Here is a 17,632-nt window from a genome sequence, read left to right on the forward strand (position 1 = left end):
GAGACGGTACGATGATCCAAAACCATCGAACTGAGCGAACGATCAGTAGATTGTCGAGGGATGGGTACACGACTGCCGTGAACTCTAACATGTGCCGCGGGTCACTAAAATGGCTTGCGGCGCAAATGGTATTCCTTTAGAGTTTTGCGATAAGGAAGTTTCCTTTCGCATAACGGAATTATGCAACCGATCCCTCGGTCGATCTGATGCCCGCTCGCACGCTACACCGGCCACTGAGGTCGGTCAGTCACAGTGAGGTCTTCGCCCGAGGACGCACTCAATGGAGAGATAGATGTCGGTATCCCATCAGTCGCCCAGCAACGACCGCAAGTCTGCGGCCGCGAGCAAGCCAGCCCGCCCGGAGGACGAACGGCTCTCCGTCGGCAGCTCGTTCGCCTACGGTCTGCAGCACGTGCTCACCATGTACGGCGGAATCATCGCCGTTCCCCTCATCATCGGCAATGCCGCCGGTCTCGACGGCAACGGCATCAGCCTCCTCATCGCCTCCTGTCTGTTCGTCGGTGGTCTCGCAACGATTCTGCAGTCGGTCGGTGTGCCGTTCTTCGGCTCGCAGCTGCCGCTGGTCCAGGGCGTCTCGTTCGCCGGTGTCGCCACAATGACGTCCATTCTGGCCGGCGGCGACGGCCTGCCTGCGGTCTTCGGATCGGTGCTGGTCGCCTCGGTGATCGGTCTGATCGTCGCTCCGGCGTTCGCACTCATCGTGAAGTTCTTCCCGCCGGTGGTCACCGGAACGGTCATCACCACAATCGGTCTGTCACTCATGCCCGTGGCCGCAGGCTGGGCCATGGGCGGGGACGCCGAGGCCGCCGACTATGGCAGCGCGCGCAATATCCTCATCGCCGTAGTCACCCTGGCCATCGTGCTCATCCTCAGCCGAATTCCCGTCGCCATGATCTCCCAGCTGTCGATTCTGCTGGCCATCGTCATCGGCACCATCGGCTGCCTCATCTTCGGCTGGGCCGATTTCTCCCATGTACTCGATCGCGGAATCTTCGCGTTCCCCGAGCCGTTCGCCTTCGGTATGCCGACATTCTCGGCAGCGGCGATCATCTCGATGTTCATCGTCATCATCGTCACCTTCGCCGAGACGACTGCGGACATCATCGCCGTCGGCGAGATCGTCGATACGAAGGTCGACTCCAAGCGCATCTCTTCGGGTCTGCGCGCTGACATGCTGTCCTCGGCGGTCTCGCCGATCTTCAACTCCTTCACTCAGTCGGCTTTTGCGCAGAACGTCGGTCTGGTCGCTATCACGGGAGTGAAGTCGCGCTTCGTCGTCACTGCCGGCGGTGCGATCCTCGTGGTGCTCGGTCTGCTGCCGGTGATGGGCGGGTTGATTGCCGCAGTGCCGACTCCGGTTCTCGGCGGCGCGGGAATCGTCCTGTTCGGCACGGTCGCCGCATCGGGCATCCGCACGCTGTCGAAAGTCGAGTACGAGGGCAACCTCAATATGATCATCGTGGCGGTCTCGCTGGCCTTCGGCATCATTCCGGTCGTCGAGCCCGACTTCTACAACGCCTTCCCCGATTGGGTCGGCATCATCCTGCACTCGGGCATCTCCTCGGCCACGCTCATGGCCGTGCTGCTCAACCTCGTCTTCAACCACATCGGAGTGAAGACGAAGGATCGCTCCGACCGATCGGTCTTCGTGGCCGGCACCGGACGCGTCATCCGCAAGGAAGAGCTGCAGCGCCTCATCGATAACGAAGCCATCCTCTATGAAGGCGATACCATCAAGGACGGGAAGGTCGTCGACTGCAACGGAGAAGAAGTTCCCGTCGTCACCGACGAGCAGCACGAGAAGGTCATCGACGCTGCGCAGAAAGGTGAGGTCCGCAGTCAGGACGATGTCCGCCGCCTCATCGCCGAGGATGAAGGGAACTAGTCCAAGAAGCAACGCCCGTGCCCCGGTCGCAGCCTGTGAAGGCGCGGCCGGGGCATCGTTCGCATCAGGACCGCTGTCAGAACAGGCTCGCCGTCAGATCAGGACCGCCGTCAGAACGGTGGCGGATCTCCGGAGTCCCAATAGTCGTTCCACGCCGCCCCCTGGCCGGGCTTGGACTTCTGTGATGCACGGGCTTTCCCGCCGTCAGCCACGACGATTCGGACACACTCGTCCCCTCGTCCGGAACTGCGGGATGGATCCGTGGTCTCCAGTCGTCCAACTGGGCTCGAATCTCCGTCGTCGCAACGCTTTTCCGTATTGCCGAAGTTCCTTCGGTCAAGCAGGTTCGGCAGTTGGGCATAGTTCTCCACCTGTCGAGCGTGCTCGGAGTTGATCGGATTGTCCGGCGGATACATTCGTGCGACAACCCCACGGGTGAAGGAATACTCCACCGCCCCGCCCTCGGTCATTCGGATCGAGAACTTGCGGTCGGTCTTTGCCTGGTGGTCGGGTTTGCACAGTGGGTGGAGATTCTCGAACGTCGTCTGACCGCCCCGGGCCGGATCTGCGTGGTCGAAGGGGATGATGTGGTCAACTTCCGAGGTCTCTGCCCGTCGGTTGCACCCCGGAGCAGTGCAGGACTGCCATTTTCCGGTCAAGGGCGCACGCACGTCTGCTGGAATGTAGTAGCTGCGTGAACGAGCATCGATCGGTGTCCCGGTAGCGGGATCAGTGAGTATCCGGTGCCAAGTGGGGCACTCACCCGCGAGGGCCCGAGCCGCATCCGGCGGCACCGGAGTGCCGTCCGAGAACGTTCCCGGCAGCTCCGACTTTCCCACCGCAGTGAGATACGGAACCGTCACCATCATCTTCGCCTGTTCACGCACCCACTGTCCGTGGGTGGGCATGACGAGCTTGATGGTGGTCTTCACGTCGAGGCCGGTGCCGGCGGCCGCTTCAGCTTCACGTTGCGCAGCCTGCGCGGTGCGGTCGACCTCGGCCGCAGTGATCGGAGCTGTAGGGTCCGATTCGTCTGCAGCCTCGAGGGCGATCTCCTTGGTTGTCGTCTCACCGGTCGACGTGTCGTGCGTTGTCACGACAATGGCCATCTGTGGCGTTGCCCGCGTGGCGATATCAAACATGAGGGCGGCGATGCTGTTCTGATCGGCAACCTCGAAACCAGCGGTGTTCTCGTCGGTGAGCGCCGAGATGTTGCCGTTGCGGATCGCTCGTGCAAAAGCCTCGATGCGCAGGTAGAAGGCGTTGAGTTCTACGGCGGGTCCGGACAGAGTCACCGAGGCGGTGCCATCGGGATAGGTCATGATGTCGACCCGGCGGCGCTTGGCTGCCAGTTCGGTCCGGTCATCGACGGGCACGAGCGCCGCAATCTTGAGATTGAGCGACTTCCTGAAGGTCTCAAGCGTGATATCAGCACGGCGGTCACCCAGGTAGGAATCGAGGCGAGGCAGGTACTCGAAAGCGACGTCTTTGATGGCACGGGTCGCGGCAAGCACATGCTCGAGCGTGAACTCACCGGCGAGGCAGCGCTGCAGGAACTTAGGCAGTCCGAATGACAGCGTGACGGCGTTCGTGATCTCGCTGTAGGCCCCGTCGCTCGTCGAGCCGAGGACCGTGGTCAGTTCGGCGATCTCTTCGCGCGTGGCAAGGTCGTGGACCCAGCTGTTGAAGGACTTGTGCAGCCCGAACTTGGGGAAATTCGGAAGCAAACTCGCCGTCGGAGCCGGCGACTGCTCAGCAACGCTATCCGCGGCGCAGGAGTCCGCACTTGCATCAGCGCTGGTGTCATCGTCGGCGCCGCCATCGGTGCTCGCGTCAGCAGCATCGCCAGTTTCGGCAACATCATTGCCGTCTTCGTCGGCAACAACCTCAGCTGACGCCGAAGGGACAGGTGCGGCATCGGCGTCGTCTGTTTCGGCTCCCGCTTCAGCGGAATCGTCAGCGATTGGGTCGGCGTCATCAGGCTCATCGAGGGCGCTGTCATCGAAAACGAAGCCAGTGCACTCCCAGGGGTCCACGAAATCGTCCTTTTCGGGGAGCAGGCCGTCACGTGCCGTGATGAAACGATTGGCCGTCTGGGTGAACGTGGCGTGGTAGTAGATCTTGTCACCCGCGGCGTAGCGGAGCTTCTCGATCGCATCGGACAGAAACAGACCGGCGACGGCCTGGAACTCGGCGAGACGAACGCCCGTGCTCAAGTGAGCCAGGCTGACGACAACGGCCATAGGCGAATCAGGATCGACGTCGAGACGACGGGGCGAGTCGGGGCCGATCAGAGACACCTGCGGCGTGGAAGCGGGTTCCGTTGAAGACGCAGGGGAGCCCGAAACGGATTCATTCGAGGCAGGCTCGAGACCGCTGTCTCCTGGATCCTGAGGATCCTTCATCGGTCTCACCGCCTTTCACGTCGATGTGAATGCCTTAGTTCTATTTTACCCTCAAACAGAATAAATGAATGTCACAGTTCAATTACAAAAAGAACCCCATACGCTTTCACTTCTGTTTGATGTAGTTTGTTAAGTCAGCTCGATCCCAGTCGCGCATCAGCCACTCGGTCCTCTTGAAGCCCGAAATGGCATCCCTCCGGACCAGACACCTACTCGGTCAACAGGGCAGGCAGCTGCTCCATCGCGCTGAAGGTCTCGGCAGCACCCGCAGCCAACAGCGTCTCCGCACTCTGATGAACGGGAGAATCCGGGCAGAACCCGAGCACATGGGATCCGGTCGCAGCACCGGCGATCACGCCGGTGGGGGAATCTTCGATCACGGCCGCCTCGGCGGGGTTGATCTGCAATGATTCGGCGGCAGCCAAGTAGACGTCGGGGGCGGGCTTCGAATTCGGCTGCTCCAGGCCGGAGAAGATCCGGCCGTCGAAGGCATCGAAGAGGCCGATCTTGCGCAGCTGCAACTCGATCTTCGGGCGATCCGCTCCCGAGGCGCAGGCGATCCTGCCCGGGTAGATCTCGGCGATGCGGTGAACCGCGTCGACGACGCCCGGAATCGCCTTGAGGGAGGCCTCGAGCTGGGCATTGCGCCGCCGGCGGAACTCTTCCATCCACTCCATGTCGATGCGGAATCCGGTGTGCTCCTCGATGACATCGGCCTCGTCGCGGAGCATCTTGCCGACAAATCGCGCAATGCACTCCTCGGCGGTCAGCTGCCAGCCGAGCTCCTGCAGCATCTGGTGGAGCACGCCGTTCGTGATGCTTTCGGAGTCGACGAGGACCCCGTCACAATCGAAGAGGACAGCGGAGAATTTCGGATGTGGGGCCATGTTCCGATTCTGCCATCCGCCACTGACACGGAATCACGGCCCGCCGGTTCACGGTTCCTTCGCCCCACCAGCTCAGGACCCCGGGAACCTCATAACCCCCGGGAACCCCGCGATCACACCGCGCCGACCGACACCGCCGTGTACAGCACCCGCGCTGTGGCGATCGCGCAGACGATGATGACCAGCGCGAACAGCGTCAGCCAGCCACCGGCGGGCAACGACGAGCCCTGGGCGAGGATATAGGCATCGGACTGCTGCACATGGCGTCTGCGGGTGTGGACGCGGATGACCTTGACGAGGTCCTTGAGCGATCCGATCGTCAGCGCCGTGCCGAGTGCTGCGACGAAGACCGAGATCCATTCCAACGGCAGGAACACGACGACGAGCTGCGCCGCGATCGCCGTAATCACGGCGATGATCGCACCGGCGAGGTTCCGGATGAAGATGAGTGCGACCAACAGGATCAGCGCACCCACCGACAGGGCCAAGGGGGCCCAACCGAAGACCGCCGAGGTGGCCAGAACGAGTCCGAGCACGCCCGGTGCCGGATATCCCCAGAAACCCGCCCAGGTGGCTGAGAAGCCGACCCGGCCGAAGGAGTTCATCTGCCCCGAATGGTCGAAGTTCAGCGAGATCCCTTTGACCACGCGCCCCGTCATCAGGGCGGCGAAAGCGTGACCGAGCTCGTGGACGAAGGTCACGAACAGTCCGAAGAACCTCCAGATCCCCGGAGTCACGGTCACGACCAGGGGAATCCCGATGACGAGCACGAGCCCGAGGACGTCGAGCTCGAGTCCGTCCTGTCGCCCGAAGCCCGAGGTGATGGCGTCCCACCACGTCGCCGTTGCCTGCTTGAAGTCCATAGCGGACCAGTGTACGAACCGCTCCTGAGCGGGACCCTCAGGACCTCCTCAGAGATTCGGGAGGTATGGGCGCAGCGATTCAGGAGGAGGGGCGGCCAGACAGATCGCGGGGTCAAGGCGCCTCAGCGCGCTTTGGGAGTTCAGTGCGCCTGAGCGATTCGGGAGGTCGGTGCGCCGCGACCCCGCGACAAGCATCACCTGGGCTGATGCTCTTGTCGCCTCACTGATTCGAAAACGCTGCGTCGAAGGAGGTCTCCGGTCGTTTCCACAGCAATTCGCGGATCCGACCGACCGCCTCGGCCGCGCCGTGGAGCCGATCCATCCCGGCATCTTCCCATTCGATGGAGATCGGCCCGCTGTATCCGATCGAAGCGAGCGCCCGGAACGCGTCCTCCCAGTGCATATCGCCATGACCAGTCGAGACGAAGTCCCACCCTCGCCGAGGATCGCCCCAGGCCAGATGAGACCCGAGGATTCCGCTTCTGCCGGTCGGGGGCCGCAGCCGGGTGTCCTTGCAATCGACGTGATAGATGCGATCTGCGAAGTCCGTGATGAAGCCGATTGTGTCGATTCCCTGCCACAGCAGATGGCTGGGGTCCCAGTTGAGACCGAACGCTTCGCGATGGTCGATCGCCTCCAGCGCCCGTACGGTGCTCCAATAGTCGTACGCGATCTCCGAGGGATGAACCTCGTGCGCGAATCTGACCCCTTCACCGTCGAAGACATCGAGAATCGGGTTCCATCGCTTCGCGAAGTCTTCATACCCCTCGTCGATGACCGCCGCCGGTACAGGCGGGAACATCGCGACATAGGGCCAAATCTTCGAGCCGGTGAATCCGACGACTGTGTCGACCCCGAGGCCCCGCGCCACCCGGGCTGCGCGCTTCATATCGTCGGCGGCTCTCTGCCTCACTCCTTCCGCCTCACCGTCGCCCCACACATAGTCTCGGACGATCGCCTGATGCCGGAAGTCGATCGGATCGTCGCAGACGGACTGACCGGCGAGATGATTCGATATCGCCCACACCTTGAGTCCATACCGGTCGAGGACTTCGAGCCTCGACCGCAGATAGGCAGGGTCCTCATCGGCCCTGACCAAATCGAGATGGTCGCCGGAACAAGCGATCTCCAAACCGTCGTAACCCCAAGAGGCAGCTAACCGAGCCACCTCCTCGAACGGCAGATCGGCCCATTGGCCGGTGAAAAGAGTGACGGGATGAGAACTGTCGCTCATGGCTGCTCCTCTGCAGTACTAGATGAGTGATCGTGTTTGTTTGCACCGGCCCGCGCCGACTGAAGCGCGGTGAGGAACTCAGCGCTCGAACGCGCCAGTGCGTCCTGAGTCTCTGCCAACGGTCGCCAGATCGAAGCAGCCACGGCGATCGTGTCATTGTCGCCGGTGAAGCTCTCCACAGTGAGCGGACCGAGGTAGCCGATGTCGTCGAGCGCGTCGAAGAACGCCTCCCAATCCGTGTGATCGCCTCCCACCGGCCCACGATCGTTGCCGCAGACCTGCACGACCCGGCAGTGTTCCCCAGCGGCTCTGATCGCAGCGGCCGGTGACCGTTCCTCGATATTGAGGTGGTAGCTGTCCAGTGCCAAGCCGATACCTTCGCCCAGCAGGGGGTCCAGCGCGTCGAGCCCCTGTTCGACGGTGTTGATGATGCTCGTCTCGTAGCGGTTGAGAGGCTCCACGGCGAGAGTCACGCCTCTTGCAGCCGCAAATTCGGCAACGGGACGCAGAGCTTCTCGAAGTGACCGAACCACGGCGGTCCGTTCCCCGGCGTCCATCCGCCACACGCGGCCGGTCGATGCCGTGAACGGACCGGCCACAGTGGACGAACCGACCTGGACAGCCACCTCTACGCAATGACGGAGGTACTCCTGTGTATCCGCCCGGAACCTCGGGTCGATGAGATCCCGGCCAGGACCCATCGCCCCGACGATCCGCGCGCTCAGGCCCACATCGGCCACCGCCTCGGCGGCGGCACCGGGATCCCAGTCCCCCGGCGCCTCCACCGGCAGTTCGAGCAGATCGAACCCGAACTCACGGGCACGCCCGGCGAACTCACCGAGGCGGTCGGTCGTCAGCGGTGACAACCACACCCAGGTGTTGATTCCGATCTCACGTGTCATGGTCCGACTCGACTCTCACGGTTCAGGGAATGACCCTGTCCTGCCACACCTCAGGGAATCCGGACAGGTCCTCGCCGCCGAACTTCGCATAGTGCCCGTCGGGCATTCCCTTGTTCCGATCGAGGTATTCATCGAGGTCCTCGGCTGTGATCGGGCTCTGCGGCAGCACCCATTCGGTCGGGACCTCTTCACCCTTGAAGATCATCTCCGCAGCGAGCAGCGGCGTCCGCCACTGGAAGTTCGAGTACACAGGGGCCAGAGCCGTCATGTCCGTGTCCTTCCATTTGCGCAGGAAGCTGAGCTCGTCCTCGCCGGTCATCACCGGGTAGTCCTTTCCAGCATCCTCGAAGGCTTCGACGGCAGACACTGCACCATCGCCGGCGTCCATCCACACCCCCTGAACGTCGCCCTTGGCGAGTTCATCGGAGACGACCTTCTTGATCTCGGCCGGGTCTCCCTCTGTGAAGTAGTCCACGACCTCGATATCGGCCTCAGCGAAGAGCTTCTCGGCTGCCGCCCACCGCTGTTCGAGCACATCGACGCCGGGCAGAATCCGGAGTGCGACGACCTTGTCTCCCTTCTCCAGGTTGTCGATGAGGAACTGTGAGGTGTCGATGCCCCATGCGAAGCCGCCGATCGGATGGATGAAGGTGACAGCGCAATCGGTCTCCACACCCCGGTCGAAGACGATGACGGGCTTGTCGGTCTTGCAGGCGCGCTCAACGGCTGGAGTGATCGCCGAGGTCGAGTTCGGCGAGATGATGAAACCGTCGCAATCGCCTTCCGAGATGAAGTAGTCGATGTCGGCGATCTGGGTGTCGTCGTTGTCCTGCGCGTCGCGGGTCTCCATCTCGGTGATGACACCGTTCTTCTTGAGATCCTTCAGCTGTTCGTTCATGGTGATCCAGCCGGTCTGCCGCCAGGGGTTCGAGATCGAAGCATTGGCGAAGCACATCTTCTTCCCGCCCTCGGACTTGAACTCCGAGGTGTCTCCCATTTCGGGATTGATCATCTGCAGGTACGGTTTGTCCTCGGGCCCTTCGGGGAGGGCGTCGCGTTCTTCGAACTGGCGATCATAGAGCTTCTGATCGAACCACTCCTCGGAGGAGTCCTCGCCGCCGCCCTCACCTCCGCCGGGTTCCACCGTCGGGTCGGTTGTGCACCCGGCCACAGCGATGAGCGCGGAGGCACCGATCAGCGCGACCGCTGTCCTCAGCACTGGTCTCAGTCCTGTTCTCATGATGGTTTCTCCTCTGTCATTGCCGTACGGCATCATCGCCGCCGGCCGGTGTGGTCGACGGAGTGGTCTCCGCCGAGGTGGTCAGTGAATCCGTCGAGGTTGGAGTCCGGCCGCGTCTGCGTCGGCGGGCGAAGACCACTCCCGAATAGGCGACCGCAGCGATGATGATCGCGCCTTGGATCGCATCGCGCATGGTTGCCGGAACCGCGGTGAAGTTGAGCAGGGTGAACAGGGCTTCCAAGGTGAATGCTCCGGTGAGAGCGCCGAGGACAGTGCCTCGTCCTCCGCCGAGGACCACTCCGCCGAGGACGACGGCGGTGATCGCCGTGAATTCGTACCCCTGCCCCACCGAGGGATGCACCCCTGCGAAACCGACCAGCAGTACGCCGGCGACTGTGGCCGACAGTGACGAGATCACGAAGGCCGAGGTCTTGGTCCACCACACCCGAGTGCCCGCGAAGGTCGCTGCCGCCGAATTGTCTCCGATCGCAACCAGTGTCCGGCCGAAGGGCCGACGCGACAGCCACACTGCCAGAAGGATCACTGCCGCCAGAATGAGCACGGCATAGGGAATGAAATCGATGAGCGGGATGTCCGCGAACCCGCCCCGTCCGATCTGCCGGAAATTCTCGGCAGGGTTGCTCGTCGCCACGCCTCCGGTCCACCACATGATTGCACCGTGGATGACGAGCATCGTGCCCAGCGTGACGATGAAGGAGGGCACGCGCAGCAGCGTCGTGGCCAATCCGTTGACCAGACCGACGAGGATGCCGATTCCGACGAGGATGAAGAGCACTGGAACGGTCTTCGACTCATCGGCTCCGACGAGATGCCCGACCGTCATCACCTGAGCTGTGACGACTGCTCCCATCGACAGGTCGAACTCACCGCTGACGATGACGAAATACTGTCCGATCGCCACGATCGCGATGGGTGCGACCCTTTGGATGAAGCGCATCAGTGACCCGGGCTCAGCGAAGCTCGGATTGAGCACGACGATGGCCAGGAGGATGATGATGAGGAGGACCACGACGATCCCCTTCGGATCGAGTGCCCGCCGGCCGAGCTCGGCAAACCGTTCCCCGACACCGAGGCGGCCCTGCCCCGACCGTGAAGACGCGGATTGTGCCTGCCCCGACCGTGGGTTCGCGGTTGAGGAGATCATGACCTGCTCCCCTCTCCGGTGACGGCCGCCCGCTCGCCGAGGTTCTCAGTCTGCGGAGTCTCACTGCCGGCGCGGTTGTCGGTTGCGATGTTCGGACCCTGCGGTGCTTGGGCGAACCTGATCCGGCGGGCGGTGATCCGGCGCCGCGCGTAGAGCGCGACGGCGACGATGATGACGAGCCCGCGGATGACGTCCTTGAGGAAGGGATTGAACTGCATGACACTCATGAGGTTGTCGAGGACCGCGAAGATCGCGACTCCGCCGATGGTTCCCCAGATCGATCCTCGCCCACCCATGAGGACTGTGCCGCCGAGAACGACTGCCGCGATGGACAGCAGATCGTAAGTGCCTTGTGAGCCGACGGTCGGACTTCCGACTCCCAGTCGACTCGCCAGCAGCAGCCCTGCGAATCCCGCGCAGACCGAACTGCCGATATGCGCACCGATGATCGGCAGGCGTTCGCGGACTCCTGAGAGGCGAGCGACCTCTGCGTTGCCTCCCGCGGCGAAGAGGTGGTGACCGAAGGTGGTGCGTACGAGGATGAAGGCGACAAGAGCAGCCAAGGCCAGCATGACGACCGTCGAGATCGGAACCGGCCCGATTCCCGAAGCTCCGAAGAGCTGGAATGACCAGGGGACTTCGCCTTCAGTGCCCTGATAGTTCGTATCCAGGTATCCCTTGAGCATCAGGCCGACTCCGAGAGTCGCGACGAAGCCGTGGACTTTGAGCACCGTGACGAACAGTCCGTTGGCCAGCCCGATGAGAGCCGTGATCGCCACGGTGAGCAGCACTGCCGGGATCACCATCCCGTCTCTGCCGTCCATCGTCTGGGCAGCGATCAGGCTCGCCAGGCTCATGACGTAGGGAACCGACAGATCGAGGGATGCACCGAGGATGACGAGTGTCTGTCCGATCGCAACGAAGCCGAGCACACTCATACCGGTGAGGATGTCTCGGATGTTTCCGGGGCTGAAGAGGTTGCGACCCGTTGTGGAGACGAGAATCGCGGCGATGATGAGCACGATCACCAAGGCGATGTATACCAGAGCCGTCGTATCGAGACGGCGCAATCGAGTTCTCACCGTTCTGTCACCACCGGGGCTTCGGTTCCGGTCGCCATCGACAGGACCTCCTCTTCACTCGAACCGGGAGGCAGCTCTCCAGCGATCCGCCCATCGGCCATCACCAGGATTCTGTCGGCCAATCCCAGGACCTCCGGAAGCTCACTCGAAACGAAGATGATCCCCACGCCTCGGCGCGCCAGGCTCCGGACCAGTCGGTAGACCGCGACCTTTGCTCCGACGTCGATCCCGCGGGTAGGTTCGTCGAGCAGCACGATCCGGGGCGAGATCGCCAGCCATTTCGCAAGGACGACCTTCTGCTGATTCCCTCCGGACAGCGCTCGCACTTCCTGATCGAGTCCCCGGCTGATGATTTCGAGCGATTCGAGAATCGACGGGATCTCCGTCTTCACCAGGGCAGTTCTCGACGGGAACACGGCTCGGACAGCCAGCAGCGCATTGTCCGAAATGGATTGCGACAGTGCCAGACCAGTGCCTTTGCGATCTTCCGTCACCAGAGCCAGTCCGTGTCGCACGCCCTGCCGAGCGGTGCCGATGCTCACCGACTGCCCGGACAGGCGAACCGCACCTCGTGTGAACGGCTGAGTTCCGAAGAGGGCTTCGAGCAGTTCTGTCCGCCCGGAGCCCTGGAGGCCGGAGACGCCGAGGATCTCCCCGGCACGCAGTTCGAGTTCGATGCTGTCGAGCTGCTCATTCCCTCCGTCGTTCACTTCCAACAGAGGCTCTCCGATGGTCGTCCCAGGTTCGGGTTCCGGGAAGAATGCACTGATGGGACGGCCGACCATCGCTCGCACGAGGCTCGCATGGTCGAACTCGACTCGTGGTCTGCAGGCCGCCAGGGATCCGTCCTTCAGCACGGTGATCTCATCGCAAAGGTCGAAGATCTCCTGCAGCCTGTGTGACACATAGATGATCGCGACGCCTTTGGCCTTGAGCGTGTCGATTACGCGATAGAGAACGGTCACCTCGTTGTCCGACAGTGCCGCCGTGGGTTCGTCCATCGAGATGACCTTCGCATCGACGGACAGTGCTTTGATGATCTCGACGATCTGCTGCTCGGCTACCGTCAGCCAGCCGACCTTCGCTTCTGGGGTGATTCCGGTGACGTCGAGTTCGTCGAGGAGCTCCTGGGTCCGCCGCTTCATCGCGGCGGCGTCGACGATTCCCCATTTGTGCGGTTCGCGTCCGAGGAAGACATTCTGTGCGACCGTACGGTCCGGCAGCAGATTGAACTCCTGGAACACGGTGGCGACTCCGGCTCGTTCGGCCTCGACAGGATGAGTGAAGTCGACCAGTTCGCCGTTGATCCGCAGCTCGCCGGAATCTCGCTGATGGACTCCGGCGATGATCTTCATCAGAGTGGACTTTCCTGCCCCGTTCTCACCGACGAGCCCGTGGACGGTTCCGGAGCGAACGTCAAGCGATACTCCGTGGAGAACTTCGACTCCGAAGAAGCCCTTCGTGATTCCGGCGGCCGAGAGGACCGGACAAACCGATTCTGCAGTACTCATGTCTGTGCTCCTGCGGTGATCACAGCGACTCGACCTCGACCCAAGAACGATGGTCGGCAGACTTCAGAACAGCTTCGGTGATCAGCAGGGCGCGCAGACCATCGGCCAACACCGGCACCCCTTCTCTCTGTTCGCCGGCGAAGAGCGCATAGGAGTCGGCGACGAAGGCATTGAAGGCATCCTGATAGCCCTGCGGGTGCCCGGCCGGAACCTTGCACAGGCGGGCGGCGTCGGCGGACAGGGAGTCGGGGTCGCGGACGAGGAGGCGACTGTCGGCACGCTGACCGAACCACAGCTGCTCGGGCCGCTCCTGCTCGAAGCGCATGCTCGCCTCGGTGCCGGCGATCTCCACGGTCAGCCCGTTCTTGCGGCCGGGCGCCAGCTGGGATACGAGCAGCGAGCCGATGGCGCCGCCGGAGAACTCGACGGTCACCGCCACGGTGTCCTCCGTGGTCACTGCGCTGCCGCCTCGGCGCGGGTGAACGGTTCTCCTCGTCGCCACCAGTGACGATATCCGGTCGCCGACGATGAACTCGATGAGGTCGACGAGGTGGGAGCCGATGTCGGCGAACGCCCGCGAGGGGCCGCCGCGTTCGGAGTCGACGCGCCAGTTCTCATCGCCCGAGCCAAGCAGCCAATCCTGCAGATATCCGGCGTCGACGGTCAGCAGCGTCCCGGCCCGGCCCTCGCGGAATCGGGCGCGGGCTTCACGCACCATCGGGTGGTAGCGGTAGACGAAGGGAACCGTCCCGAGCAGCCGGGCATCCTCGGCGCGGGCCAACACGGCACGCGCGTCCGACGAATTCGTGGCCAACGGCTTTTCGCAGATGATGTTCGCCCCTGCGTCCAGTGCCTGCAGGGATTGCGCAGCGTGGACGTCGTTGGGAGTGCAGATGTGGATTACGTCGAGCGATCGCTCAAACAACTCAGTTCCCGACGCCGGCCGTCCGAACCCCAATTCATCGGCGACCTCGGCGCTTCGCGTTGGGCTGGAGGCGGAGACGCTGTCGAGCACGGCTCCGGCTGAACGTGCGGCTCGACTGTGGACACGACCCATGAAACCGCCGCCGAGGAGGCCGATTCGAGGGACCTGCGGAACCGCTTGAGCAACATTGACCATGAACCATTATGTTGTCTGCATCACCTCTTTTGTCAATGTTTTTTCAAAAGTATTTAGTCGATCGCTCAGAAGTCGCAATGTGGTTAACTGAATGGATGACGTTGTCGACCGATCCGCACACTTTCGACCTGTCCCATGCCGGTGGCCTGTTTCAGCTGCTGCGTGACAGTCGACCGCGGACGCGAGCGGAACTGGTTCGCTCGACAGGCCTGTCTCGCCCGACAGTGGCGCACCGGATCGAACAGCTGCTGGGACTGGGACTCATCGCCCCGGTCGATGATGCGGTATCCACTGGAGGTCGACCGAGCTCGCAGTTCGCCTTCAATCCTCGGGCCCGCGTCGTCGTCGCTGCCGATTTCGGGGCCTCACATGCGCGGATCGCGGTGACGAACCTGGCCGGCGAGCTGCTTGCCGATCATCGCGCCAAACGCGCCATCTCCACAGGTCCCGACGATGCCGTCGACTGGATGACTACTGCCGCCCTCCAACTGCTCGAACAGACCGGGCGCAGCATCGGAGAAGTCGTCGGCATCGGAATCGGGCTGCCCGGTCCCGTCGAATTCTCAACGGGCAGACCGATCAACCCTCCGATCATGCCCGGCTGGGACCGGTTCGACCTCCCCGGAGCACTGAAGAAGACATTCTCGGCGCCGGTCCTCGTCGACAATGATGTCAACATCATGGCACTGGGCGAACAGACTGCGGCCTGGCCCGAAGCATCCGACCTGATCTTCGTCAAGGTCGCCACGGGCATCGGGGCCGGAATCATCTCCGGCGGTTCCCTGCGCCGCGGCTCCCACGGCGCAGCAGGCGATATCGGCCATGTCGCACTCTCCCGTGCTGCGGACATCCCCTGCGCATGCGGCAATCGCGGGTGTCTGGAAGCAGTCGCCTCCGGACGAGCGATTGCACGGGACCTGACCAATTCCGGAATACCCGCTGCTACGCCCGGCGATGTCGTCCGTCTCGCCAAAGACGGGGACCTGCAGGCCATTCAGGCCGTCCGCCAAGCCGGTCGCGATCTCGGTGAGGTGCTGACCACGTGCGTGAGCCTGATGAATCCGGCGCTCATCCTCATCGGCGGGACCATGGCACAGGCCGCAGAACACTTGGTCGCAGGGGTCAGGGAAGTCGTCTACGCACGGTCGATCCCGCTGTCGACCGAGCACCTCACGATCGCCCCTTCGCGTGCAGCCGGAGACGCCGCAATCCTCGGCGCGGCCCGTCTGGCCATTGATGCGGCGCTGTCACCCGAGCGGATATCCGCCGCCCTCCACACCTGACACCCCCGCGCCGCCGCGGGCCAATCCACCGACGCTCCGGCCTGGGCCTTTACACTGTGAGAAGCGCCCGCGCAATCCCCCGCTCGCAGCGTGGTCCGCATCATGCGAAGGAGTGTCATTGTCACAGCACCGTCGTTTCGCCCAGGTCGATGTCTTCTCTGCCGTGCCCTTCCAGGGCAACCCCGTCGCGGTCATCGTCGACGCCGATGGCCTCGATGAGACGCAGATGGCCCGCATTGCGAACTGGACGAACCTGTCCGAGACCACCTTCGTCCTCCCACCCGACGATCCCGGGGCCGACTACCGCCTGCGCATCTTCACCCCGCACCGGGAGCTGCCCTTCGCCGGCCACCCCACGCTCGGCTCGGCCGCGGCCTGGCTCGACGCCGGCGGCGCCCCGAAGCACGAGGACCGCATCGTCCAGGAATGCGGTGCCGGCCTCGTCGACATCCGCAGATCCCCTCGCCGAGGCGGCCCGACCCAAACAATCGACCTGACCAACCAGACCGACCCGACCGTCGAACCCTCCGAGACCCTCGCCTTCGCCGCCCCCGATCGCCTGCGCTCGGGGCCGCTCGACGACGTGTACGTCGACCAGATCGCGACCGCCCTCGGCGTCGATCGCTCCGAGATCCTCGATCACCAGTGGGCCGACAACGGACCCGGCTGGGCGGCCGTGCGACTGGCGAGCGCCGAACAGGTGCTCGCTCTCAACCCCGACTTCTCGGCGATCCCCGATGCGAAGCTCGGCGTCCTCGGCGCCCACCCGGAAGCAGCGGACCACGAATACGAGATCCGCGCCTTCGTGCCCGGAGTCGGCGTCGCCGAGGATCCGGTGACCGGCAGCCTCAACGCCTCCGTCGCCCAATGGCTCATCGGCGAGAACCTCACCCCGAACCGCTACACCGCGACTCAGGGAACCGCGCTCGGCCGCTCCGGAGTCATCTCCATCACGGCCGAGGCCGACGAGATCTGGGTCAGCGGAGCCACGTCCATCTGCGTCCGCGGGACGGTGCACACATGAATCGACATCTCACCGAAGCGAACAAGCCGAAGAAGCGCGTGCGCGTCTTCCACGGCCGCATGTACTTCGCCCTCCAGGCCCTCGCCGGAGCGGCATGGTGGCTGGGCACCGCGATGATCCCCGGAGTGGCGACCGCGACGCTCGGCAGCATCAATCCGCTGCTTATCGCGTTCGTCGACATCCCACTCTTCGTCATCGGCTCCGCCCTGGCCGCACTCAACTTCCGCTGGGCGGTGTGGATCGCCACCGCATGGACCGTGCTCGTAGCGCTGGGCATGGTCATCTATGCCACCGCCACCACCGAGGCGGGCCTCGGTGCCGTACTCATGATCCTCGCCGCGCTCGGCAGCCTCCTTGCCGGTGTGCTCATGATCGTCGGCCGCATCCCGTCCGAGAAACTCCTCATCGGACCCTTCGCATTCCACAGCTCCCATACTCGAGTGCGTTCTCGCGTGCTCGTGCACACGACCATTCAGATCGTCGTCTTCTGGGGCGTCTTCCTCATCATCATCCCGGTCATCATCAATGCCTTCGAAGACCGGTGGAATCTGGCCTACAAGTTCCCGATCCTCCTCGTCGTCGTCGGCTTCGCCCTGCTCGCCCTCTCCAGCGTCATCGGCGTCTGGTCGGCCCGAGCGATCGCGAACTTCGGCTCCGGCACCCCGCTGCCCTCGCAGATGGCCCACCATCTCGTCGCCCGCGGACCCTATGCCTTCGTCCGCAACCCGATGGCCATCGCCGGCATCGTCCAGGGGATGGCGATGGGCCTGCTCATCGGCTCGTGGCTCGTCGTCGTGTACGCCCTCATCGGCTCACTGCTGTGGAACTGGCTCATCCGCCCCCACGAGGAGGCCGACCTCATCGAGCGCTTCGGAGACGAATACCGCGACTACGCCAAGCGGGTGCGCTGCTGGTGGCCGACATTCTCGACCGCCGATTCGTCTCCCGACCTTGTCGACGAGGACTGATCGGCCTACGCTCGGCTGAGAACGACCACTCACCGAGGAGGC

14 protein-coding genes are annotated in these 17,632 nt (G+C 63.5%); 4 read left to right on the forward strand and 10 right to left on the reverse strand.

Annotated features, from left to right (window positions below):
• Positions 1-292: 292 nt before the first annotated feature.
• A complete protein-coding gene (locus tag AC2W7L_RS08005; protein WP_486004021.1) occupies positions 293-1,906 on the forward strand; it encodes a nucleobase:cation symporter-2 family protein in 1,614 nt (537 codons plus the stop codon).
• Positions 1,907-2,016: 110 nt separating this feature from the next.
• Here the strand turns inward: AC2W7L_RS08005 and AC2W7L_RS08010 are convergent, their stop codons facing one another.
• The 10 genes from AC2W7L_RS08010 to AC2W7L_RS08055 form a co-directional block, all read right to left on the reverse strand.
• Complete coding sequence (locus AC2W7L_RS08010) at positions 2,017-4,122, reverse strand: HNH endonuclease signature motif containing protein (RefSeq protein WP_486004022.1); 2,106 nt, start codon at positions 4,120-4,122, stop codon at positions 2,017-2,019.
• Between the two features lie 398 nt (positions 4,123-4,520).
• The gene (locus AC2W7L_RS08015; protein WP_486004023.1) at positions 4,521-5,198 is read right to left on the reverse strand and encodes an HAD family hydrolase; all 678 of its coding nucleotides are present in this window, start codon (positions 5,196-5,198) and stop codon (positions 4,521-4,523) included.
• A gap of 113 nt (positions 5,199-5,311) precedes the next feature.
• Positions 5,312-6,061 carry a M50 family metallopeptidase gene (locus tag AC2W7L_RS08020; RefSeq protein WP_486004024.1) on the reverse strand — a complete coding sequence of 250 codons (750 nt, stop codon included), beginning with the start codon at positions 6,059-6,061 and terminating at the stop codon, positions 5,312-5,314.
• Between the two features lie 220 nt (positions 6,062-6,281).
• On the reverse strand, positions 6,282-7,295 hold the full coding sequence (locus AC2W7L_RS08025) for a sugar phosphate isomerase/epimerase family protein (protein ID WP_486004025.1): 1,014 nt from the start codon (positions 7,293-7,295) through the stop codon (positions 6,282-6,284).
• Positions 7,292-8,197 (reverse strand): sugar phosphate isomerase/epimerase family protein, encoded by a 906-nt coding sequence (locus AC2W7L_RS08030; RefSeq protein WP_486004026.1) that lies wholly within the window; start codon positions 8,195-8,197, stop codon positions 7,292-7,294. Before AC2W7L_RS08030 ends, AC2W7L_RS08025 begins: the two co-directional genes overlap by 4 nt.
• A 22-nt stretch (positions 8,198-8,219) precedes the next feature.
• On the reverse strand, positions 8,220-9,437 hold the full coding sequence (locus AC2W7L_RS08035; protein ID WP_486004027.1) for a substrate-binding domain-containing protein: 1,218 nt from the start codon (positions 9,435-9,437) through the stop codon (positions 8,220-8,222).
• A gap of 16 nt (positions 9,438-9,453) precedes the next feature.
• Positions 9,454-10,602, reverse strand: coding sequence for an ABC transporter permease (locus tag AC2W7L_RS08040; protein ID WP_486004028.1), 1,149 nt, complete (start codon positions 10,600-10,602; stop codon positions 9,454-9,456).
• A complete protein-coding gene (locus tag AC2W7L_RS08045; RefSeq protein ID WP_486004029.1) occupies positions 10,599-11,684 on the reverse strand; it encodes an ABC transporter permease in 1,086 nt (361 codons plus the stop codon). Before AC2W7L_RS08045 ends, AC2W7L_RS08040 begins: the two co-directional genes overlap by 4 nt.
• Positions 11,681-13,195, reverse strand: a complete 1,515-nt coding sequence (locus AC2W7L_RS08050) for a sugar ABC transporter ATP-binding protein (RefSeq protein WP_486004030.1) — start codon at positions 13,193-13,195, stop codon at positions 11,681-11,683. Before AC2W7L_RS08050 ends, AC2W7L_RS08045 begins: the two co-directional genes overlap by 4 nt.
• 19 nt (positions 13,196-13,214) lie before the next feature.
• On the reverse strand, positions 13,215-14,315 hold the full coding sequence (locus AC2W7L_RS08055; RefSeq protein ID WP_486004031.1) for a Gfo/Idh/MocA family protein: 1,101 nt from the start codon (positions 14,313-14,315) through the stop codon (positions 13,215-13,217).
• A gap of 95 nt (positions 14,316-14,410) precedes the next feature.
• On the opposite strand from AC2W7L_RS08055, the gene AC2W7L_RS08060 reads away from it, so the two are divergent.
• From AC2W7L_RS08060 to AC2W7L_RS08070, 3 genes are all read left to right on the forward strand, one after another.
• Positions 14,411-15,598, forward strand: a complete 1,188-nt coding sequence (locus AC2W7L_RS08060; protein ID WP_062240223.1) for an ROK family transcriptional regulator — start codon at positions 14,411-14,413, stop codon at positions 15,596-15,598.
• Between the two features lie 118 nt (positions 15,599-15,716).
• Positions 15,717-16,622, forward strand: a complete 906-nt coding sequence (locus AC2W7L_RS08065; protein ID WP_486004032.1) for a PhzF family phenazine biosynthesis protein — start codon at positions 15,717-15,719, stop codon at positions 16,620-16,622.
• Positions 16,619-17,590, forward strand: a complete 972-nt coding sequence (locus tag AC2W7L_RS08070) for a methyltransferase family protein (RefSeq protein ID WP_486004033.1) — start codon at positions 16,619-16,621, stop codon at positions 17,588-17,590. The genes AC2W7L_RS08065 and AC2W7L_RS08070 overlap by 4 nt, the downstream gene beginning before the upstream one ends.
• The last annotated feature ends 42 nt before the right edge of the window (positions 17,591-17,632 follow it).

The organism is Brevibacterium sp. LAARM3_SD1 (assembly GCF_057364765.1).